General features: G+C 69.7%; 16 protein-coding genes. 6 read left to right on the forward strand and 10 right to left on the reverse strand.

Annotated features, from left to right (window positions below):
• Positions 1 to 172: 172 nt before the first annotated feature.
• Positions 173 to 988 carry an SDR family NAD(P)-dependent oxidoreductase gene (locus ABT009_RS25080; protein WP_351299033.1) on the forward strand — a complete coding sequence of 272 codons (816 nt, stop codon included), beginning with the start codon at positions 173 to 175 and terminating at the stop codon, positions 986 to 988.
• Positions 989 to 1,079: 91 nt separating this feature from the next.
• Here the strand turns inward: ABT009_RS25080 and ABT009_RS25085 are convergent, their stop codons facing one another.
• The 5 genes from ABT009_RS25085 to ABT009_RS25105 form a co-directional block, all read right to left on the reverse strand.
• On the reverse strand, positions 1,080 to 2,015 hold the full coding sequence (locus ABT009_RS25085; protein WP_351299036.1) for an alpha/beta hydrolase: 936 nt from the start codon (positions 2,013 to 2,015) through the stop codon (positions 1,080 to 1,082).
• Positions 2,012 to 3,982, reverse strand: coding sequence for a flavin-containing monooxygenase (locus tag ABT009_RS25090; RefSeq protein WP_351299039.1), 1,971 nt, complete (start codon positions 3,980 to 3,982; stop codon positions 2,012 to 2,014). The genes ABT009_RS25085 and ABT009_RS25090 overlap by 4 nt, the downstream gene beginning before the upstream one ends.
• A gap of 169 nt (positions 3,983 to 4,151) precedes the next feature.
• Positions 4,152 to 4,988, reverse strand: a complete 837-nt coding sequence (locus tag ABT009_RS25095) for a mycofactocin-coupled SDR family oxidoreductase (RefSeq protein WP_351299042.1) — start codon at positions 4,986 to 4,988, stop codon at positions 4,152 to 4,154.
• 55 nt (positions 4,989 to 5,043) lie between these two features.
• Positions 5,044 to 6,738, reverse strand: a complete 1,695-nt coding sequence (locus tag ABT009_RS25100; RefSeq protein WP_351299045.1) for a flavin-containing monooxygenase — start codon at positions 6,736 to 6,738, stop codon at positions 5,044 to 5,046.
• Positions 6,735 to 7,676, reverse strand: coding sequence for an alpha/beta hydrolase (locus ABT009_RS25105; RefSeq protein WP_351299048.1), 942 nt, complete (start codon positions 7,674 to 7,676; stop codon positions 6,735 to 6,737). Before ABT009_RS25105 ends, ABT009_RS25100 begins: the two co-directional genes overlap by 4 nt.
• 213 nt (positions 7,677 to 7,889) lie before the next feature.
• On the opposite strand from ABT009_RS25105, the gene ABT009_RS25110 reads away from it, so the two are divergent.
• The 5 genes from ABT009_RS25110 (at position 7,890) to ABT009_RS25130 (ending at position 13,360) form a co-directional block, all read left to right on the forward strand.
• On the forward strand, positions 7,890 to 9,491 hold the full coding sequence (locus tag ABT009_RS25110; protein WP_351299050.1) for an acyl-CoA synthetase: 1,602 nt from the start codon (positions 7,890 to 7,892) through the stop codon (positions 9,489 to 9,491).
• A gap of 408 nt (positions 9,492 to 9,899) precedes the next feature.
• Complete coding sequence (locus tag ABT009_RS25115; protein ID WP_351299053.1) at positions 9,900 to 10,736, forward strand: SDR family NAD(P)-dependent oxidoreductase; 837 nt, start codon at positions 9,900 to 9,902, stop codon at positions 10,734 to 10,736.
• 98 nt (positions 10,737 to 10,834) lie between these two features.
• A complete protein-coding gene (locus tag ABT009_RS25120) occupies positions 10,835 to 11,656 on the forward strand; it encodes an SDR family NAD(P)-dependent oxidoreductase (RefSeq protein ID WP_351299056.1) in 822 nt (273 codons plus the stop codon).
• Positions 11,657 to 11,701: 45 nt separating this feature from the next.
• Positions 11,702 to 12,631, forward strand: coding sequence for a cyclase family protein (locus tag ABT009_RS25125; RefSeq protein ID WP_351299059.1), 930 nt, complete (start codon positions 11,702 to 11,704; stop codon positions 12,629 to 12,631).
• Between the two features lie 102 nt (positions 12,632 to 12,733).
• Positions 12,734 to 13,360, forward strand: a complete 627-nt coding sequence (locus ABT009_RS25130) for a cysteine hydrolase family protein (RefSeq protein ID WP_351299062.1) — start codon at positions 12,734 to 12,736, stop codon at positions 13,358 to 13,360.
• Positions 13,361 to 13,492: 132 nt separating this feature from the next.
• On the opposite strand, the gene chsH3 is transcribed toward ABT009_RS25130, so the two are convergent.
• From chsH3 to ABT009_RS25155, 5 genes are all read right to left on the reverse strand, one after another.
• Entirely contained in the window at positions 13,493 to 14,359 is an 867-nt protein-coding gene (chsH3, locus tag ABT009_RS25135) for an enoyl-CoA hydratase ChsH3 (protein WP_351299065.1), read from the reverse strand.
• 198 nt (positions 14,360 to 14,557) lie between these two features.
• Positions 14,558 to 16,066: a class I adenylate-forming enzyme family protein gene (locus ABT009_RS25140; RefSeq protein ID WP_351299068.1), complete on the reverse strand. Its 1,509-nt coding sequence runs from the start codon at positions 16,064 to 16,066 to the stop codon at positions 14,558 to 14,560.
• Positions 16,067 to 16,295: 229 nt separating this feature from the next.
• On the reverse strand, positions 16,296 to 17,528 hold the full coding sequence (locus tag ABT009_RS25145; RefSeq protein ID WP_351299348.1) for a CaiB/BaiF CoA transferase family protein: 1,233 nt from the start codon (positions 17,526 to 17,528) through the stop codon (positions 16,296 to 16,298).
• A 158-nt stretch (positions 17,529 to 17,686) separates the two neighbouring features.
• Positions 17,687 to 19,189 carry a class I adenylate-forming enzyme family protein gene (locus tag ABT009_RS25150; protein ID WP_351299070.1) on the reverse strand — a complete coding sequence of 501 codons (1,503 nt, stop codon included), beginning with the start codon at positions 19,187 to 19,189 and terminating at the stop codon, positions 17,687 to 17,689.
• A gap of 210 nt (positions 19,190 to 19,399) precedes the next feature.
• Positions 19,400 to 20,866: an aldehyde dehydrogenase family protein gene (locus tag ABT009_RS25155; protein ID WP_351299073.1), complete on the reverse strand. Its 1,467-nt coding sequence runs from the start codon at positions 20,864 to 20,866 to the stop codon at positions 19,400 to 19,402.
• Positions 20,867 to 20,940 lie beyond the last annotated feature (74 nt).

A 20,940-nucleotide genomic window follows, 5' to 3' on the forward strand; every position in this document is an offset into this window, starting at 1 on the left:
CTGTTAGCCGGCTGCCACGCTCCGGGCTTCCAGCGGTTCACCACGCCTGCCGGAGGGCCGTTCAGAGAAGTCGCTGACACGGGCGTAGTGGGGTTCCCCGATGCCTCGATGCACTTGGCGAGGTCCTGTGCCCGGAACGGTTACGTGCCCGAACCTCTAGACAGGACGTGACATGACGAATCTGCAAGGACGAGTCGCGCTGGTCACTGGTGCCGGTCACCTTGACGGCATCGGCCAGGGCGTCGTGAAGGCCCTGCTGCGCTCCGGTGCCGAAGGCGTGCTGTTCACCGACATCGACACGGGCTCCGGCGCCGAGTCCCTGAAGGTCGCCGCGAGCGAGTTCGGTGACGACCGAGTGCTCTTCCTCCGACAGGACGTCTCGTCCGAGGCGGACTGGGAGCAGGTCCACGCCACTGTGCTCGACCGGTTCGGCGGCCTCGACATCCTCGTGAACAACGCCGGCGCCGGCTGCCCGGGCTCACTGGCGACGCTCTCCCTGGAGGATGTGCGCAGGGGCATGAGCGTGAACTTCGAGAGCCAGTTCATCGGTATCAAGACGTGCATGGGCTCACTGATCGAGCGGGCGGACCGGTGGCCCGGCGGCACAGCGATCATCAACAACTCGTCCGTGGGCGCCTACCTCGCCGACCCGACCTACCTCACGTACGCCGTCTCCAAGGCCGCGGTACGCATGCTGTCGATGTGTGCCGCTCGCGAACTCGGCGGCAAGAACGTTCGGGTCAACTCCATCCATTTCGGCACCATCGACACACCCTTGCTCCGTGAGGCCTTCGAGCACCGAGTGGGTCTTGGCCAGTACCCGGACACAGCGACCGCCTACCAGGCCATGGAGCGGAACGCCCCTCTGAAGAGGGTGGGAACGCCCGAGGACGCTGGCGCGCTGGTGGCGTTCCTGGCCTCTGACGAGGCCCGCTATCTCACCGGTGCCGCGTACATCTGCGACGGAGGACTCACCACCCAGTACTGAGAGATCTGCCGGGTCCGAGGGGCGGCGGGCACGCTGAGGAACCGAGCGCGCCCGCCGCCCGAAGCCGTTTGGACCAGGCCGCTCCGTACGGTCAGCGGGCCGCGGCGAATTTGGTGCGGGTCAGGGCGCCGATCTCGGCGAAGGCGGTCCGGGCCCGGCCGACCGAGGCGGCCTGGGAGAGGAAGCCGTGGCAGACGCCGGGGTAGCGCAGCAGCGCGGTGGGAACTCCCGCCGCGCGCAGCCGCTGACCGTACTCCTCGACGCCGTCCCGTATCGGGTCTGCTTCGGCCGACACCACGATGGCGTCCGGGAGCCCGGACAGGTCCTCGGTCAGTGCCGGAACGCCGTACGCGGTGTCGGTGGAGGGATCGGGTCCCAGGTAGGCGTTCTTCATCCAGACGATGTCCCCGCGGGTGATCACGGGGCCGTCGGCGAATTCGGCCATGGAGGGCCGGTCGACCTCGCGCTCCACGCCGGGGTAGAAGAGGAGTTGAGCCAGGATCGGCGGTCCGGATTCGTCGCGGGCGTGCAGGGCCGCCGCGGCGGCGAGCGTGCCGCCGGCGCTGTCCCCGGCGACCGCGATCCTGGCCGGGTCGATGCGAAGGTCGTGTGCCGAGCGGTGGGCCCAGGCGAGCGCCTCGTACGCTTCGTCGTTGGCGACGGGATAGGGGTGCTCTGGAGCGAGCCGGTAGTCGACGCTGATGACGACGGCCTCGCAGGAGGCGGCCAGGTTGCGGGCCAGTCCGTCGAACGTGTCGAGTGTTCCCATGATCATGCCGCCGCCGTGGAAGTACACGATGGCGGGAGCATTGGCGGTCTCGGTGGGCCGGTAGACGCGCACGGGCACTGTGCCATGTGGGCCCTCGAAAGAGCTGTCGGTGACCTCTGTCATCTCGGGTGTGGGGGATGGCAGCACGGCGGCTGCCCGGGCGCGGGCCGCCTGGAGCCCGACCTGGTACAGCGGTGGGATGCCGGCTTTCTCCATGGCCTCGACGATGGCCGCCGCATCGGCGTCGAGTATGGTCATCGGCTGCTCTCCTCGTCCCGGCGCAGGACGAACTTGGACGGCTCGGGGGAGCGCAGCAGCCGCCAGTAGTCGACCATCCGCCAGGGATTGGGCAGGATCACCCGGCCGGTGGTGTTGCGGTAGTAGGTGTGGGCTCCTCGTGCGTGATCCCAGATCGAGCCCACCGTCTGGGTCTCGATCTCCTGCAGGAACGCGTCGTGCGCCTCCTGGGTCACCTCGATCGAGCGGGCGCCGCTGGCGACGGCCAGCTGCAGGCATCGGACGATGTAGTGCGCCACGATCTCGGTGAGGAAGTTGTGGCCGCCCCCGTGGCCGTTGGAGGAGTTGGGGCCCGAAGTGACGAAAAGATTGGGAAAGCCCGGGACGGTGCCGCCCAGGTAGGCGCGCGGGTCTTCGCCCTGAGCCCACTGGTCGGCCAGCCGCACCCCGCCCCGACCGGTGATATCGATCGGGGACAGGAAGTCCAGGGTGAAGCCCGTCGCGTAGATGATGACGTCGAGTTCGACCAGGTCGCCGTCCGCCGTCCGGATGCCTTCCGGGATGACCTCGGTCAGCGGGCTGGTGACGACATCGGCCCGGTCGGAGGCGAGCGCGGCGTAGTAGCCGCCCGGATCCCGGACGATCCGCTTGCCGAAGACGGGAAAGTCCGGCGTCATCTCGGCCAGCAGATCGGGATCGTGGCCGAAGGACGCCTGAAGGTGCGCCATGCACCTCTGCATGAATACCTCGTTGGCCGGTGAGATCGACCGTTCGTGCTCGGCTGCCCACTTCTGGTCGACCCGGATCACGGGGTAGTTGGTGTCGCTGATGAACCAGTATGCCTTGGCGCGTGACCATCGGTCGTAGAAGGGGAGGTTGGCGAGCAGCCACCGTTCGCTGTCGGGGACGATCCCCTTGCCGAGATGGTTGGGCTGGATCCAATGGGGCTGGCGCTGGAACAGGGTGAGGTGCTCCACTTCGCCGATGACGGCGTCGACGACCTGGACGGAGGTGGCGCCGGCGCCGATCACTCCGACGCGTTTGCCCGCGAGATCCACCGTGTGGTCCCACAGTGCGGTGTGCATGCTGACGCCGGCGAAGGTGTCACGGCCGGGAACATCGGGGTACTTGGGCCGGTTGAGGAAGCCCGCCGCGGTGATGACCGCGTGGGCGCGGGAGGTGACGGTCCGTCCGCCCTGGGTGGTGGTGATGATCCATTCCTGGGCTTCGTCGTCCCAGGCCATGGATGTGATCTCGGTGTTGAACCGGATGTGCTGCCCGACGCCGTACTTGTCGACGACGCGGCGCAGGTAGTCCTGGTACTCGCCGCCCAGTGGGTAGCACCTCGACCAGCCCGCTTCCAGCTCGTAGGAGAAGGAGTAGTAAACGCTCGGGGTGTCGACGGCGACGCCGGGATAGGTGTTGATACGCCAGGTGCCGCCGATGTCGTCGCCGCGCTCGAAGATCTCGTAGGAGAACCCCGCGTCGGCCAGGGCGATGGCCGCACCGATGCCGGACATGCCCGCGCCGAGGATCGCCACGGTGAAGTCGCCGACGGCCGCCTCGTCGGGGGCGGGCGTGCTCGGGACGAAGCCTGCCTGCTCCTTGACCACGCCGACGAACTCGGGATCCACCTCGGTACCGGCCACCAGGCTGATCATCCGCAGGAAGAGTTCGTCGTCGGGGACCTGCACGTAGTCGGTCGGACCGTCTTCGGCAAGAGCTTCGATCAGGAGCCTGTGCAACTCGGCGCGGTCCTCCTCCGGAAGGCGGCCCACAGGCAGCAGACGCCCACCGGTGCGCGGTTCCAGGGTGAGAGGGGGACCAAACTGGTCCAGGAGCGAAACATCTCCCGTGATCTGTACAAGAGCCATCAGCAAGGGCGCGGGATCTCCCCCGGAGAGGTGCTTCTCCAGTTCCGCCCTGTCGGGGCGTCCGGGTGGCACGTGCAGATCGATGAGGCGGTGCGAACGCGTCGTTGAGGTCATGCCGCGACTCCTGAGCTCGGTCCGTCTGGCCTGACGCTCTGCCCCGGAGCGCCTGGAAGGGGAGGCAGGAGCCATGGCCCGATACGGTGCTGCGGTTGTGTATCGGCACGCCCGTCCAGGCCCTTGGCCCATGGCGCGCCGTCCGTTCCTGGTGCCTGGCCTCAGAGGCTCATGCGGAGTTCTTCGCGATCGCCCCGGCCGTCACCGTGAGCGTCTCGCCGGTGACGTACCGGGCGTCATCGGAGCAGAGGTAGGCCATGGCGCCGGAGATGTCGGCGGGGTCGACCCAGGGCACGGGGATGGCGTGCGTCTTGCCATAGGCATCGGCCGCGTCCGCGGGCGTGGGGTTCTCCCGATCCGGGAGCATCTCACGGAGCATCTCCTGGCTGGTGATCATCGGCGTCTCGACCGAGGTCGGCAGGACCGCGTTCACGGTGATGCCCAGCTCCGCGACCTCCAGGGCGAGCGTTTTGACGAGGCCGATGACGCCCCACTTGGTGGCGGCGTAGTGGCCCAGGTGGGGAGCGCCGATACGCCCGGCCAGCGACGACGTGGCGACGATGCGGCCGAAGCGCTGCTCGGTCATCGCCGGCAGCACTGCCCTGAAGGTGTGGAAGACGCCGGTGAGGTTGATGTCGATGACGTCCTGCCAGGTCTCGTCCGTCATGTCGCCGATGGCGCTCATGCTGCAGATGCCGGCGTTGGCGAGGCAGAAGTCGAGGCGACCCAGCTCGCCGAGGGTCGTCGCGACCGCCTCCGCGACCTGCGCCGGGTCGCGGACGTCGGCCGTGACCGTCACACAGCGCCGGCCGAGCTGCTCGACCAGCTTGGCGGTCTCCGCGAGCTCCTCGGCCGTACCCACCGGGTAGACCACGGATCCGGGCTGCGCGGGCGCATCGAAGACCGCTACGTCGGCGCCCTCGGTGGCGAACCGCAGCGCATGCGACCGGCCCTGCCCGCGCGCTCCGCCGGAGATGAGGACCACGCGTCCGTCGAACCGTCCCATCAGTGCTCCTGCCTTGTCGTTTTCCCAGAAAGATGGTTCCGAGAGAGATGGAGGATCAGGAAGTTGCGGTGGCCGTACCGGCCGACGTGGTTCCGCCGAGCGTGGCGCCTGACAGCTGGAATCCGGCGTAGCCGGCGTCGGCACATGCCTCGCATGCCTCGCGGTAGGCGGGCATCCCGCCGACGTAGGGCAGGAACTGCCTCGGTTTGCCTTCGATGTTGGCCCCGAGGTACCAGGAGTCGGCACGCACGTACAGGGTCTGGTCCGCTACCACCTGCACGTGCTGGGCCCACTTGTCCTGCGCCTCGACGTCCGCCTCGATGCGGGTCATGCCCGTGGCGCGCAGATGCTTCAGGCAGGCGACGACCCAGTCGGAGTGCTGCTCCAGCGCGCGGATGACGTTGGCCAGCACGGACGGGCTTCCGGGCCCGGTGAGGGTGAACAGGTTGGGGAATCCGGCTATGGCGATTCCCAGCAGGCTGCGCGCGCCGTTCTTCCAGCATTCGGCGAGTGAGACACCGTCGACGCCGCGGATGTCGATGCGGGTGAGCGGGCCGGTCAGGGCGTCGTAGCCGGTGGCGAACACCAGCAGATCGAGTTCGTGGGAGCCCGCCGCGGTGTCGATCCCGGTCTCGGTGATCGTCGTGATCGGTTCGCGGCGCAGGTCGACCAGGGTGACGCTGTCGCGGTTGTACGTCTCGAAGTAGTGGGAGTCGAGGCAGATCCGCTTCGCGCCGATCGGGTAGTCCTTCGGAACGAGCGACTCCGCGGTCCCCGGGTCGGTGACCTTTTCGCGGATCTTGCCGCGTACGAACTCGGCCACGATGTCATTGGCCTCGACGCTGCGCGCGGTGTCGTTGTAGGTGCGCAGCACTTCGGGGCCGCCGATGGCCCACCGGTGCTCGAACTCCGCCGTGCGCTGCTCAGGGGTGTCGGCCATGACGCTGCGGTCGGTGCCGGCGATATAGACCCCGCCGGTGTGGGTGGTGGTGTTGGCGATGAGAAGTCCCTCGTAGTCCCGCTGGGCCGCCCAGATCTCGCGGCTGGACATGGGCCGGTTGCGGGCAGGGAGACTGTAGTTGGGGGTGCGCTGGAAGACCGTCAGGTGCGCGGCTTCGGCGGCGATCTCCGGGATGGCCTGGATCCCGGACGAGCCGGTGCCGATGATCCCGACCCGCTTGCCAGTGAAGTCGACTCCCTCGTGGGGCCACCGGCCGGTGTGGTACGTGGGGCCCGTGAAACGGTCCCGGCCCGGTAGCTCTGGGATCTGGGAGGCCGACAGCGCGCCGACGGCGGTGACGAGGAACCGGCAGCGCAGCCGATCACCCTGATCCGTCTCGACGGTCCAGGTGTGATCGCCGTCGTCGTATGTGGCCGCCGTGACCCGTGTGTTGAAAGTGATCAGCGGTAGGAGGTCGAAGCGCTCGGCGACGTGCTCGGCGTACCGTAGGATCTCCGGCTGCCCGGCGAACCGCTCCGACCAGGCCCACTCCTCGTGCAGTTCGCGGGAGAAGGAATAGCAGTAGTCGATGCTCTCCACGTCGCAGCGGGCGCCGGGATACCGGTTCCAGTACCAGGTGCCGCCGACGCCGCTGCCCGTCTCGAAGGCGTGCGCGGAGAAGCCGGCCTGGCGCAGCGCGTGCAGCTGGTAAAGACCGCCGAATCCGGCGCCGATGAGGATGACGTCGTGGTCGAGCGGTGCCCCGGCGGTGACTGTGGCGCGGTCGGCGCCGCGCTCGCTGGTACTCATGGAGCCACTCCTTGGACGACGGCAGCGACGAGGTCGGCGCGGGCGCGGCGGGACACGGCCGCCTCGCGCACCGCGCCGGAGGAACCGTGAAACGTGCCGGGATAGAGGACGAGTTCGGTGAGTACGCCGGCATCCGTGAGCCTGCGGGCGTAGTCGATGCCCTCGTCCCGCAGCGGGTCGTACGAGGCGACGGCCACGAAGGCCGGCGGGAGTCCGGTGAGGTCGGTGGCGCGCGCGGCCGCCGCGTAGGGCGGAGCGGGCTCGCCTGCCCGCGCGCCCAGGTAATGGCGCCATGCGTCTTCGTTGCTGGAACTCGCCCACAGAGGGGCGCCCGTGAAGGCACGTGCCGACGAGGTGGTGAGCGAGTCGTCGAGCATAGGGGAGTCGAGGAGCTGGAAACAGAGTGGTGGCCCGCCGCGGTCGCGGGCCATCAGTGCCACGGCAGCCGCGATGCCCGCGCCGGCGCTGGTGCCGGCCACGGCGATCCGCTCGGGGTCGGCGCCCAGTGTGGCGGCTTCCTTGGCGAGCCAGACCAGCGCCGCGTAGCAGTCGTCCGGGGCGGCGGGGTAAGGGTGTTCCGGCGCTAGCCGGTAGTCCACCGAAGCCACCAGGACTCCCGCCTCGCCGGCGAGGAGCGCCGGCATGTCCTGCATCGTGCCTGCACTACCCAGCACATAGCCCCCGCCGTGCATGAACAGCACGGCGGGCAGGGGCCCGGATGCCTTCCGGGGACGCATGACGAGGACCTTGACGTCCGGGGCGCCGGGCGGGCCGGGCACGGTGGCCCACTCCGCCGTGACACCCGGTGGCGGGGAGGGCGCGGCGTCGGGGCCGCCCATGGCGGCGAGCGTTGCCCTGGCTGCCGTGACGTCCCGGACATCAAGGGGCGGCAGCATCGAGGCGATCGGACTCAGTTCATCGTCGAACGAGTACGGCACGATCCCTCCGGTGATCGGCGAGCGCGCGATCGGTGAGCGCGAACCTCGGAAGCGGCGACTGCGACACTGCCTTTTGTATAATATAAATTTTATTCGGTTGTCCATGTGCGTGCACAGTTCTCCTGACTTCACGTCAGACTGCTCACCGTATTAGCAACAGCGTCACCGAAGCGTGCTTCAGCACGTCCAGGACTGCGAGAGGGGTCCGCTGAGATGGATGCCCGATTCACCCCCCGTACAGCCGGCCTGGTGGTTCGTGCCCGGCAGCACTCGATCGGCGACCTGCTGCACCGGACCGCCTCCCGGCACCCGGGCAAGCTCGCCATCGTCTCCGGAGAACTGCGCGCCACCTACGCCGAGTTCGACACCGCGGTGAACCGCGCCGCGCACGCGCTCACCACGCGTGGCCTCACCAAGGGCGACCGGCTCGCGCTGCTGTCCCACAACTCATGGGAGTACGTGGTGCTCGCGTTCGCCACCGCCAAACTCGGCGTTGTACTGGTACCCGTGAACTTCATGCTCAACGCCGACGAGATCGCGTTCATCCTGCGCCACAGCGCAGCGACCGCCATGGTCGCAGAGGATGCCTTGGTGCCGACCGCGCAGAAGGCGCTGGCCGCCGCGGACACCGGGATCGGCGTCCGTGGCTGTGTCGGCGCGACCCGTGAAGGCTGGGAGGACGTGGCCGGCTGGTGGACGGCCGGCCCCGCAGACGCACCGGATGTGCTGATCGCCGACGACGATCCGCTGCGGCTGATGTACACCTCCGGCACCGAGTCGCGGCCCAAGGGCGTGATGCTCACCTCCCGTTCGCTTATCTCGCAGTACGTCTCGTGCGCGATCGACGGCGAGATGAGCGCCGAGGACGTCGAGGTGCACGCGCTGCCGCTCTACCACTGCGCGCAGCTCGACTGCTTCCTGTCCGTCGACGTCTACCTGGGCGCCACCAGCGTCATCCTGCCGGGCCCGGACCCGGCGACGCTCCTGGCGACCATCGCACGCGAGCGGGCCACCAAGCTGTTCTGCCCGCCGACGGTGTGGATCTCGCTGCTGCGCCACCCGGACTTCGACACCACCGACCTGTCGAGCCTGCGCAAGGGCTACTACGGCGCGTCGGCGATGCCCGTGCAGGTGCTGCGCGAGCTCTCGCGGCGGCTGCCGGGAGTGCGGCTGTGGAACTTCTACGGCCAGACGGAGATGGCTCCGCTGGCCACCATCCTGCGCCCGCATGAGCAGCTCTCCCATGCCGGTTCTGCGGGCCGGGCGTCGATCAACGTCGAGACGCTGGTCGTGGACGACCAGGATCGGCCGCTTCCGCCCGGCGAGGTCGGCGAGATCGTGCACCGCAGCCCGCACGCGGCACTGGGTTACTACGGTGACGAGGAGAAGACCGCCGAGGCGTTCCGCGGCGGTTTTTTCCACTCCGGTGACCTCGGAGTGCTGACCGAGGACGGCTACCTGTCGGTGGTCGACCGCAAGAAGGACATGATCAAGACCGGTGGGGAGAACGTGGCGAGCCGCGAGGTGGAGGAGGCGATCTATCGGCTCGACGGGGTCGCCGAGGTCGCGGTCTTCGGGATCAGCCACCCACGCTGGATCGAGGCGGTCACCGCGGTGATCGTCGTGAAGCCGGGAGTGACGCTCACGAAGGAGGAGGTGCACGCGCACGCGAAGCGCCATCTCGCCTCCTTCAAACGCCCGAAATACGTCGTGTTCGCCGACACGCTGCCGAAGAACCCGAGTGGCAAGATCCTCAAGCGGGAATTGCGTGGGCTCCACGGCAACCAGGCCTACCCGGAGCAGCCGGCCGGCTGAGCCACCGTGTGCGCGCCGCGTGGTGGTTGCCGTGTACGACTGTGGTTCCCGGGCTCGTTCCTGATGGAGCGCCCATGGAATGAGGCCCGGGGCACAGAGGCGACAGCAACGCGCTCTGCGCCGGGTCTTGTGACCTTGCGTCACCTCGCACACAATCCTCTGAGGTTCCAAAGCCTTCTTCGAAATATCGAAATCCGTGGGACGCGGTGGCAAGGTCGTCGGGCACGCACTTGACGCCCCGCCAGCCTGTACGACCGCTCGGCGACACCCGCGCGCCTCCACACACGGTGCATCCGTCCCGGACCGTCGCACGTGGGGCCCGGCCACCGGTGCGCGCCGTGGGCACCCGAACGCACGTCGCACCGCCCATCGGCACCTCCCCGACACGCCGCCCTTCCTGGAGCAACCATGACGCAGAACCCGGAGACCGCGGACCTGCCCGACGGCGACGCTGTTGTCGATTACCCCGGCCGACTGAGGCTCGACGGCCGCGGCATCATCGTGCTGGGCGCGGGCCAGGGAATAGGCCGGCAGGTCACCCACGCCCTCACCCAGTGCGGGGCCGAGGTGCTGGCCGTCGACCTCGAAGAGACCCGCGCCGCACAGGTCGCCAAGGAGACAGGCGCCATCGCCTGGTCCGGCGACGCGACCTCCCGCGACGATGCCGAGCGCCTGTGGCACGACGCGGAGGAGCGCCTCGGGCGTGTCCACTCCGTCGTCGACATCATCGGCATGAGCCGTTACAAGGACCTCCTCGCCACGACCGACGAGGACTGGGCCTGGCATCAGAACATCGTGCTGCGGCACGCCCTGCTGGCCATCCGATACGGCGGCCGGCACATGGTCGCCCAGGGCGGCGGAACGATGACCTTCGTCGCCTCCGTCTCCGGCCAGACCGGAGCACCCATGCACGCCGCCTACGGCGCCGCCAAGGCCGCGCTGATGGCCCTCGTCCGCTCCGCGGCCGTCGAACTGGGCCCCAAGGGCATCCGTGTCAACGCCGTCGCACCCGGGACCGTCTGGACCCCGCGGGTCTCCGGCTACCTCGGGGCCAAGGGCCACCGGACCAATGCGGACAACGCGCCCCTGCGCTCCGTCGCGCTGCCGTCCGACATCGCCGCCGCGCTGCTCTTCCTCACCAGCGACCTCGCCCGCTACGTCACCGGCCAGGTGCTCACCGTCGACGGAGGAGTCAGCGCGAAGTTCCCCTACCCCATGCCCGACATGGACATTGCCCCGCACTGAGCCCAACGCCCCAAGCCCACTTCCGTCGCGCCCTGCCCGCGCGGCTTACCGGACCAGCGCAGGCGAACGGGCCCGTGCCGGCGACCCCAGGAGGAGACATGCCCGAGACCCGGACCTCGTCCCCCGATCTTGCGGCGCTGCGCCTGACCGGCAGGACTGCCGTCGTCACCGGCGCGGCGTCCGGCATCGGACGCGAGACCGCCCTCGTCCTCACCCGGGCGGGCGCCACCCCGGTGATCTGTGACATCGACGCGGCGGGTCTGGAGAAGACCCGTCAGGAGCTCATCGGCCTCGGCGTCGAGGACCCTCTCACGGTCGTGGTCGACCTGCGCAACCGCTCCGCCGTCGACGCGCTCGCCCAGCAGGCCGCGGCCCGGCACGGCAGCCTGGACATCTGGGCCAACATCGCCGGCGTCATGCGGACGGGGCTGGTCACCGACACTACCGAGGAAGACCTCGATCTCGTCCTCGACAGCAACGTCAAGGGCACCTACTTCGGCTGCGCTGCCGCGGCCCGCATCATGACCGCCCAGCGCTCCGGCGCCATCGTCAACACCGCCTCGGCCGGCGCCGACATGCCGGCCGCCGGCATCTCCGCCTACGCGATGTCCAAGGCGGCGGTGCTCATGCTCACCCGCAGCCTCGCCACCGAGGTCGGACGCTACGGCGTGCGGGTCAACAGCATTGCCCCCGGTTTCGTCGACACCCCCATGGTCAGCCACAACTTCGTCCGCTCCGACGGCTCCGTGAACCGCGGGGCCCGCGAGGCCGTGTTCGCCGACCGCGCCGCGCAGTCACCGCTCGGCGTCACGGGGGAGCCCTGGGACATCGCCATGGCCGTCCTCTACCTGGCCTCCGACGCGGCGCGCTTCGTCACCGGCCAGACGCTGCGGCCCAACGGCGGCGTCGTCATGCCGTGACACCGCCGCGTACCGCACTCCCCACCCACCCTCAGGAGGTCCCCCGTGCCCATGCCGGCCGAGTTCACGGAGATCGCCAAGCGCGTCAACAACTGGGGCCGCTGGGGGGCCGACGACGAGATCGGCACCCTCAACCTGATCACCGACGAAGTGGTCAGGGAGGCCGCCGAACTCATCCGCACCGGCAAGCGCATCTCCCTGGCCCTGCCGCTGCAGCAGGACGGCGTGCAGACCGGGGCCATGCCCGGGCGCACCAACCCGCTGCACACCATGACCCTCATCAACTGCGAGGTCTTCGGCCCGGGTACGGTCGCCACCAGCGACGACACCGTCTCCATGGGCCTGCAGGCCGCCACCCACTGGGACGGCCTGACCCATGTCTCCTACGAGGACCGCCTCTACAACGGCTTCTCCGCCAAGGACTCCATCACCGCCCACGGCGGCGCCGAAAAGCTCGGCATAGAGAAGGCCAAGCACATCGCCTCCCGTGGCGTTCTGCTCGACGTCGCCAGGGCCTACGGCGTCGACCGCCTCGACGACGCCCTCGCGATCGGGCCCGCCGAACTCGAAGCGGCCGAGGAACTGGCGGGCACCACGGTCCGCTCCGGCGACATCGTCCTGGTACGCACCGGGGTGATGCGCAGCTATCTCGCGGGTGACAAGACCAGGTACTACCCGCCCGCGGCCGGGCTCTCCCTCCACGCCCCCGAGTGGTTCCACGCCCGCGATGTCGCCGCTGTCGCTGTCGACACCGTGGCGTTCGAGATCTTCCCGCCGGAGATCGAGAACTGCTTCATGCCGGTGCACGCGCTGCACCTCGTGGAGATGGGCATGCTCCAGGGCCAGAACTGGAACCTCGAGGAGCTCTCCGAGGACTGCGCCGCCGACGGCCTCTATGCGTTCTTCCTCGAGGCCTCACCGGAGCCCTTCGTCGGCGGCAGCGGCACCCCGGTGAACCCGATCGCCATCAAATGACCCGCGTCGACCGGCGCCGACCGGGGGCCACGGCGTAGGCCCTGGAGGACGTGGGGCGCTTCGTCGCCGACTGAGGCATACCCGGCCAGAGAGGGAGGATCGATGCCGATCGCACTCGCCGAGCTCGTCACGCCGGCGTCCACCGTGCTGCTCACCCAGGAGGTCCAGCGCGGGGTCGTCGGCAAGGACAGCGCACTGCCCGAACTGGCCGAGGCCGCCCGGGCGACGGGGGCCCTGGAGAACATCGCACGCCTGGTCGGTGCTGCCCATGCCGCAGACGTCCAGGTGCTGCATGCCATAGCGGCCCGCCGGGCGGACGGCAGGGGGGCCAACCGCAACGCTCGGCTTTTTCGTGCGGCCGAACGCAGGCCCGTCATCCAGCTCCTCGGCTCGCCGATGGTGGAACTGGCCGAAGAGGTGCCGAGGGACGCACGCGACCTGGTGAGCACGCGGCTGCACGGCCTGTCTCCGATCGCCGGTACCGACGTGGACGCGCTGCTGCGGAACCTGGGATGCCGCACGCTGGTCGTGGTCGGGGTCTCGGCGAACGTGGCCATTCCGAACGCCGTCTTCGACGCGGTGAATCTCGGATATCAGGTCGTGCTGGTCCGGGACGCGGTGGCCGGGGTCCCGCCGGAGTACACCGACGTGCTGATCGCACACTCGCTGTCGTTGGTCGCCACGGTCACCACGACAGCGGAACTGGTCGCCTGCTGGACCGGCGGCTGAGTTCGCGAACGGCGCGCCGGCGGGCGTCGATCGACGTCCGCCGGCGGAATGGGCAGCCGTGCACCTCGGCCATCGGCGGGGCGGTAATGCGCTGTTCGCGTGGAATGCGGGCGGCGCCTCGCCGACGCGCCATCAATCGTGGTATTCGACCGTGCAGTTGCTCAGCACCGGGGCGTCGTCCCGGTCTGCCGCGGTGGCTCGGACCAGCAGGCGCGTGCCTGGCCCCTGCCATATCCGTACGCGCATGGTCTCGCCCGGAAAGAACACGCCGGCGAACTGGCCGCGGTAGCGCGCCACCCGGGTGGTCTCGCCTCCCAGGCAGGTGTCCACCGCGGCTTTCAGTACCAGGCCGTAGGAGCACAGGCCGTGCAGGATGGGGCGGTCGAATCCGGCCGCGGCGGCGAACGCGGGCTCGGCGTGCAGCGGGTTGCGATCGCCGCTGAGTCGATAGAGCAGGGCTTGGTTCGGGTGGGTCGGCCGTTCGACGACGAACTCCGGGGCACGGTCGGGCGGGGGGAAGGCGGTCGTAGGGCCGCGATCCCCGCCGAAGCCCCCTTCGCCGCGGACGAAGATCTCGTTGCGGGAGGCGTAGAGGGGGGTGCCGTCCGGGAGCGCCGCGGTGGACTCGATCACGATCACCGCCGCCTTGCCCTTGTCGTACACGGCGCTGACCCCGCTGGAGGCGATCGCTGTGCCCTGGGCAGGGATCGGGCGGTGTACGACGACCTCCTGACCGCCGTGCAGGACAGCCTTGAGGTCGAGCTTCAGGCCCGGCAGCGCGTTGAGCCCGCCCTCCCCGACCACGCCGCCGCCCACCACGGTGGCGAAGGACGGAAGCACCTGCAGGTCGCGCTCGTACGTGTAGCGGAGCTCCTTGGGATCGGTGGCACTCGCGCCCGCGCCGATGCCGAGGTGGTAGAGGAGAACATCGCGGTCGGTCCAGCTGACCTCACGAACGAGGGGCGGGGCGTCGAGTGCCACGGTCGCGTCGATGGGCATGGTGCGGCGTCCTCTCTCGGGCCGGCTCGTGGCCGCCCGGGTCAACGACTGGGAAGCGCAGCGCAGTTGAATCTATTATATAAGATAAAAAGCTGGGTCTGCTGCTGAGAGACCTGGTGCCGAGGTTGCTCGGTAGCGCTGCGAGGTGCGGCGCCTCGCGTGGTGCGAGGCTCGGCGGCGCCGACCGGCCCCGGCCGATCAGGCCCGCGCGCGCTGCTCGACCTGCGCGAGGAGGCGGCGATCGACTTTGTCCATGGAGGTCAGCGGCAGCTCCGCGGCCAGACGCAGCGCTTCCGGCAGCTTGTATCGGGCCAGCCGGGGAGCCGCGAAGGCACGCAGCTCGTCCAGGGTGACCGCGGGCACGCCCGGTCTGGGCACCACCACGGCGACGCCGATCTCTCCCATGACGGGATCCGGCCGGGGTACCACCGCGACGGCCTGCACGCCTGGGTGGTCGAGCAGTACCGCCTCGACCTCGTGGGGGAACACGTTGTAGCCGCCCCGGATGTACATGTCCTTGATCCGCCCGGTCACGCGCAGGCAGCCGTCTTCGCCGAGGAACCCCAGGTCTCCGGTGCAAAGCCGCCGGTCGGGCGAGAGAACCCGCGCGGTGGCCTGCGGGTCGCGCCAGTAGCCGGCCATGACGGTGTCTCCGCCGAGTACGATCTCACCTGTCTCGCCGAGGCCCATCCGGTGTCCGGTGTCCGGGTCCCGGATCTCCAGGGTGATGCCCGGCCGGGGTCGGCCCGCGGTGTGGAGGGTCTCCTCCTCCGGTGCGTCGAAGCGGGTAAGGGTGCCCAGCCCGCCGGACTCGGTCAGTGAGTAGCGGACGGAGTATCCGGCGCCGAAGCGCGCCCGGGCTTCCCGCACGGTGGCGGCGGGGGAGGGCCCGCCGCCGACCATGAGCCCGCGCACGTGGCTGAAGTCGTAGCTTTCGAAGGAAGGATGGTGCAGCAGCAGAGAGATCTGCGCGGCCACCCCTCCTATGTAGGGGACATGCTCCCGGGCGATCACCCGCAGTGCGTCCGCGGCTCGCCAGTGCCCCAGCACATGCAGGGTCGCGCCCGACTGGAGGTGCCCGGCCAGCTTGGTCATGAAGCCCACGTGCGGCAGGCCGGTTGCGACGAGCAGCGGCCCGCCCGTTCCCCACTGTCCCTCGGTGTCCATGGCGGTGATCGCGGCGATCTGGCGGCTGGTGAAGAGGGCTCCCCTGGGGACTCCGGTGGTGCCCGAGGTGAACACCACGGTTTCCGGCCAGACCGGGTCCTCGGCCGGCTCCGGAGGCGGTGCGGTGTCCTCCAGCAGGCCGTGCCAGACTGCCGCGGCCTCACGTGCGGGGACGCAGCCGAGGACCGGGCACCCCGAGGGCACGCCCTCGCCCAACTCCTCAGTGGCGAGAACCAGCTGGGGGGCGGCAGCGGTGAGGACGGCAGCCCGCTCGGCAGGACGCAGGCGCGGATTGACCCCCGTCGTCACGGCGCCGATCCGGGCCAGCGCCAGATACGCGGCAACATACTCGGCACCGGCAGGCAACGACAGCGCCACCAGGTCGCCCGCGCGCACGCCCTGTCGGGCGAGGCCGGCCGCGAGGCGGTCGACGAGCACGTCCAGCTGCCTGTACCGAAGCGCCAGCGACTCGTGGACCAGTGCCATACGCCCGGGGAAACGATGGGCCGCGGCGCGGAGTGACGAGGACAGTACGGTCATATCGGCTCCCTTCGCCCCACCGTGGCGGCGGAGTACGACGCACGGGTAGGAAACCGCGGGTAAGAACACCACGGGTAAGCACACGAGGTAAAAGGGATCTGACGGCTTATTATATAATTGTGACGAGCGATTGGATCACTCCTCCCGGGGGCTCGGAAAGACCTCGGCGGCGCCTGTCCGCCGACTGTGGCCGTCGGAGTCGAACCGCCCTCGAGTCGGGCTCCGCTGGTTAGCCGACCGGCCCGGCAACCCCCTCTGCACGCAGCTTCGCCACCTCGGCCCTGTCGAAGCCGAGTCCAGCGAGGATCCGGTCGGTGTGCTCTCCCAGAGCAGGAATCGGATCCAGGCGCCACGTCCAGCCCTCCACCTCGGGCGGGGGCAGCAGGCAGAGTACCGGCCCGACCGGGGAACCGACCTCACGCCAGCGGTCACGCTCCACCAGCTGGGGATGGTCCAGCACCTCCTGGGCGGAGTTGAGTCGGGCGTGCCCCAGCCCTGCCTTCTCCGCAGCAGCCCGGCACTCGGCGAGGGTGCGCTCGGCGGCCCAGTCGGAGATGACCCGATCGAGCTCCGCACGGCGTGCGACGCGGTCCGCGTTCGTTGCGTACCGCGGGTCCTCGGCGAGGTCCGCGCGGTCCAGCAGCCGGCGGGCCAGCCGTTGCCACTCCCGGTCATTGGTCGTCCCGAGCACCAGCGTCTGCCCATCGGCGGTGGCATAGGCTCCGTAGGGGGAGACCATCGGGGAACTGAGGCCGTTGGGCTCGGGCGGCGCGCCCGCGTACCGAGCCTGGTTGAGCGCGAAGCCCATCCACTCGGCCACAGCGTCGAACAGCCCGACCGAGATCGCGGCTCCGTCTCCGGTGCGCTCTCGCGCGTAGAGGGCTCCGAGCACCGAGGAGAAGGCATACAGCCCGGCCCCGATATCGGCGAGCGGGATACCTGGCTTGGCCGGGTGCCCAGGTGTCCCGGTGATCGCGCATGAACCCGCCTCCGACTGGACGAGCAGGTCGTAGGCGCGAGCCCCGGCGAACGGGCCGCCCTGGCCGTAACCGGAGATGTCCACGGTGATCAGCCGTGGGTACCGGGCCCGCAGGCTTGCCGAGCCGAGACCGAGGCGGTCGGCGGCGCCGGGGGCGAGGTTCTGGACCAGGACGTCCGAGCGGGCCGCAAGCCGGTCCAGTACCGCCTGACCGAGCGGATGCTTGAGGTCGAGGGCCAGCGACTCCTTGTTGCGGTTGGCCCAGGCGAAGTGAGCGGACATGCCGTGCACCACGTCGTCGTAGTCCCGGGCGAAGTCGCCGCCGGCCCGCGGTTCCACCTTGATGATGCGAGCCCCCAGATCGCCCAGGTGCCGGGTGCAGAGCGGAGCGGCCACCGCCTGCTCGACCGCTATGACGGTGATTCCGCGAAGGGGGCCGGAAGCGGAAACATCGGGCTCAGCCGGACCGGTCGCATCGGGCAGCCCAGGAGGAGCCGGCTGCGGGGCGCCGCTCACTTGGGCCCGATCCGGAGACCGATCCGGAGCAGGGGTATACGCACTGGTGTGTCCTCCACTCTGCTGCAACGGAACTCCATATGCGCTTGACCTTGACGTGGCGGCCCCGCTGCCGCTTCCGGTGTTCAGGAGGCCGCGTACGAGCTGATCAGCTTGTGCCGCAGTACCTTGCCGATCTCGGACGTCGGGAACGAGTCGACGAACCGGATGTCGACCGGGATCTTGTACGCTGCGATGCGCTCGCGCAGGGCGGCACGCAACTTCCCCGGGTCCGCGCTGGTGCCGGGAGCGCGTCGGACCCAGGCGACGGGCATCTCGCCCAGGCGGTCGTCGGGGACGCCTCCCACGCAGGCGTCGGCGACGCCGGGCAACTGGCGCAGGGCCTCCTCGACCTCCTGGGGAATGACCTTCAGCCCGCCACGATTGATCACGTCCGAGACCCGGCCCTCGATCCACAGGAAGCCGTCGGCGTCGACGCGGCCCAGGTCTCCGGTGCGCAGGTACCCGTCGACGAGGCGGTCACGGACTTGTGCCGCGAAAGGGGAACGGATGTAGATCTCGCCGACGACGTTCTCTGCCTGCTCGTGGTAGTCGCCGTCCAGGATGCGGATCGACACACCGGGGTGCGGATGTCCGACCGAGCCGAGCTTGGCCACGCCGTGTTCGCGCAGGTCGGCTGCCGTCCAGCCGACGACTTCGCTGCCCAGTTCGGTCTGGCCGTAGGAGTTCAGGACGGACACCCCGAAGCGCTCGTGAAAGCGGTGGGCCTGGGCCGGGGTGAGCGGTGCGGTGATGGAGCGGACGTAGGTGAGGGGGCCGAGGTCGGTGATCTCCGGGTCCTCGGTGAGCATCGTCATCATGGCCGGGGCCAGCACCGTGGAGCGGATGCCGAAGCGCTTGACCATCAGCGCGTAGTCGCGGGTGTCGAACCTGTCCAGCAGGATGACGGGGGCGCCGATCCGGAAGGCGAACAACGTGTTCCACATGCCTGCCCACAGGGCCATGGACGTGGGAATGAGGTTCGGCATCGGGGCTGTCCGGCGCGGCCCTCGCCTGAGTTTGCCGAGCACGGTGTCGATGCCGTCGCGTACGCCGGCGTGGCTCAGCACGACGGGCTTGGGGCGCCCGGTGGTGCCCGAGGTGTGCATCACCAGTGCGTCTCCGGGAGCGAACCGCTCCCCGGTCCACGGTTCCCCGCGCTGGACGGTCCAGGTGCCGCCCGGCTCGCGCAGCGTCCGGCTCAGGCCTCGCGGGATCCGGTCGGTGTCCGCCGATCCGGCGATCACGGCTGCCGGCGCGCTCTCGGCGAGCAGCGCGTGGATCTCGGGGTCGGGCAGTCGGCCGTTCACCGGGATGTACACCGCTCCGGCCAGCCACACCGCGAACCACGCGGCGACCGCCTCCGCGCCCCTGCTGACGACACAGGCCACCGGCTCCTGAGGTCCCACGCCGCAGCGGCGGAGTTCCTCGGCGAGTTGCCGGGCCGACGCGGTGAGCTCCGCAAGAGTGCAGCTGCCGTCCTTCCAGTACAGGATCTCGTCCTGTGCCGAGGCTGGTGAGCCGGTCAGGAATTCAGCCAGGGAGTTCTCACCGGGTTCGTCCGAGGAGCGGTTCGCGGGCTGCGACATCTGCCCTCCTGAGTCGTGTCGCACAGATCGGGAGCCAGCATTCATCCTGGTTCGACGTTCATCGTCATAATCATTACTAGCATCAGTATGTTGCGGAGAGGTGACCGGACATCGAACCGGTACGGTGACCGGACATCGAACCGGAACGGGGTGCGAAGCACTCCGGCCCACCCCGTTCCCGTTCTCTGCTTCCCGTTCTCCGGCATCCCGTCAGGTACCCACGACCACATGCTTGATCTCCTGGAAAGCCCGCAGCCCGGCGACGCCGCGCTCGCGGCCGACACCGCTCTGTTTGACGCCCCCGCTGGGGGTGTACGCGGTGGCGCAGGCGGTGTTGATCTGCACGGTGCCGGTGTGGATGCGGTCGGCCACTGCCACGCCGGCGGCCTGGTCATCGGTGTACACGCCGGCGGACAGGCCGTAGTCGGTGTCGTTGGCGATCGCCACGGCCTCGTCCAGATCTGCGTAAGCCTGGACGGTGATGACCGGTCCGAAGATCTCGTCCCGGCAGGCGGGGTTGTCGTTGCCGTCCACCGAGATCACGGTCGGTTCGTAGTACCAGCCCGGCCGGTCGATGGGGCGGCCGCCGGTGACAATGCGCCCGCCGGCCCGGGCGCCCTCGGCGACATAGCGGGCGCAGCGGTCGCGCTGCGCCTCGGTGATCAGCGGGCCGACCAGGGTGCCCGGGTCGCGCGGGTCCCCGGCCGCCAACTGCGGGGCGAACGCGGCCAGAGCCTGCAGCACCTGCTCCTCATGCTCCTTGGGTACGAGCATGCGGGTCTGTGCCACACAGGCCTGGCCGGCGTGGTTGGCGAAGACACCTGCGGCTCCGGCGACGGAGCGCCCAGGACCCTCGGCCAGCGCATCGGGCAGGTACAACTGGACGCTCTTGCCTCCCAGTTCCAACACGAGTCGTTTCATGGTGGGGGCGGCCTGGGCTGCGATCTGCCGTCCGACGCCGGTGGAGCCGGTGAACGTCACCAGGTCGACGGCCGGGTGCGTCGTCATGGTCACCGCGCCCTCGGTGCCGCTCTCGGCCACGGTGTTGAGCACGCCAGGCGGCAGCCCGGCGGCCTGCGCGGCCTCGCCGAGCAGCAGCGAGGTGAGCGGGGTCAGCGGGCTGGGGCGCAGCACCACCGTGCAGCCGGCTGCGAGCGCCGGGAACACCTTCACCACGTCGAGCATCAGCGGATAGTTGTATGCCGAGACCGCCGAGACGACGCCGACTGGGACGTACTTGCGGATGGACAGCCGCATCTTGCCGGGCGCCTCGAAGTAGTCGTCGAGGGGCATCTCGTTGTGCTCCCACTGCGGCTGCCTCTCCAGCAGCGCAGGCAGCTGGCGGGCGAAGGCCAGCGGCATGTCGATCTGCCCGGGCCTGGCCGCGACCAGAGGACACCCGGTCTCGGAGATGACCTCGTCGAGCAGGGTGTCGCGGCGCTCCTCGAGCCAGTCGGACATCCGCGCGAGGGCCGCCACCCGCTCACGGATCCTCAGCCGCGGCCAAGGCCCTTCGTCGAAGGCCCGGCGGGCGGCCCGTACTGCCTGGTCGACCTCGGCTGAGGTGGCCGTCGCGACCTCGGTGAACTGCTTGCCGGTCGCGGGGTCGTCCACCCCCAGAGCGGGGCCGCTTCCGCCGAATCGGCCGTCGATCAACGGCCGCCGAGGTTCTGTCACTGGTCGTCACCTTCCTCATCGTCGTCAAGGGCCGTCCCGGCATCGGCGGCCAGGTGCGGGGTGGTCGGGAGGGT

Source organism: Streptomyces sp. NPDC002896, from assembly GCF_040295225.1.
GTDB lineage: Bacteria > Actinomycetota > Actinomycetes > Streptomycetales > Streptomycetaceae > Streptomyces.

What these genes read in the sequence shown, in the direction of transcription:
- ABT009_RS25120 (WP_351299056.1), top strand. Translation starts at nt 10,835, where the DNA reads ATGCCCGAGACCCGGACCTCGTCCCCCGATCTTGCGGCGCTGCGCCTG.
- ABT009_RS25130 (WP_351299062.1), top strand. Translation starts at nt 12,734, where the DNA reads ATGCCGATCGCACTCGCCGAGCTCGTCACGCCGGCGTCCACCGTGCTG.
- ABT009_RS25110 (WP_351299050.1), top strand. Translation starts at nt 7,890, where the DNA reads ATGGATGCCCGATTCACCCCCCGTACAGCCGGCCTGGTGGTTCGTGCC.
- ABT009_RS25100 (WP_351299045.1), bottom strand. Translation starts at nt 6,738, where the DNA reads ATGAGTACCAGCGAGCGCGGCGCCGACCGCGCCACAGTCACCGCCGGG.
- ABT009_RS25115 (WP_351299053.1), top strand. Translation starts at nt 9,900, where the DNA reads ATGACGCAGAACCCGGAGACCGCGGACCTGCCCGACGGCGACGCTGTT.
- ABT009_RS25150 (WP_351299070.1), bottom strand. Translation starts at nt 19,189, where the DNA reads ATGTCGCAGCCCGCGAACCGCTCCTCGGACGAACCCGGTGAGAACTCC.
- ABT009_RS25080 (WP_351299033.1), top strand. Translation starts at nt 173, where the DNA reads ATGACGAATCTGCAAGGACGAGTCGCGCTGGTCACTGGTGCCGGTCAC.
- ABT009_RS25095 (WP_351299042.1), bottom strand. Translation starts at nt 4,988, where the DNA reads ATGGGACGGTTCGACGGACGCGTGGTCCTCATCTCCGGCGGAGCGCGC.
- ABT009_RS25090 (WP_351299039.1), bottom strand. Translation starts at nt 3,982, where the DNA reads ATGACCTCAACGACGCGTTCGCACCGCCTCATCGATCTGCACGTGCCA.
- ABT009_RS25085 (WP_351299036.1), bottom strand. Translation starts at nt 2,015, where the DNA reads ATGACCATACTCGACGCCGATGCGGCGGCCATCGTCGAGGCCATGGAG.
- chsH3 (WP_351299065.1), bottom strand. Translation starts at nt 14,359, where the DNA reads ATGCCCATCGACGCGACCGTGGCACTCGACGCCCCGCCCCTCGTTCGT.
- ABT009_RS25140 (WP_351299068.1), bottom strand. Translation starts at nt 16,066, where the DNA reads ATGACCGTACTGTCCTCGTCACTCCGCGCCGCGGCCCATCGTTTCCCC.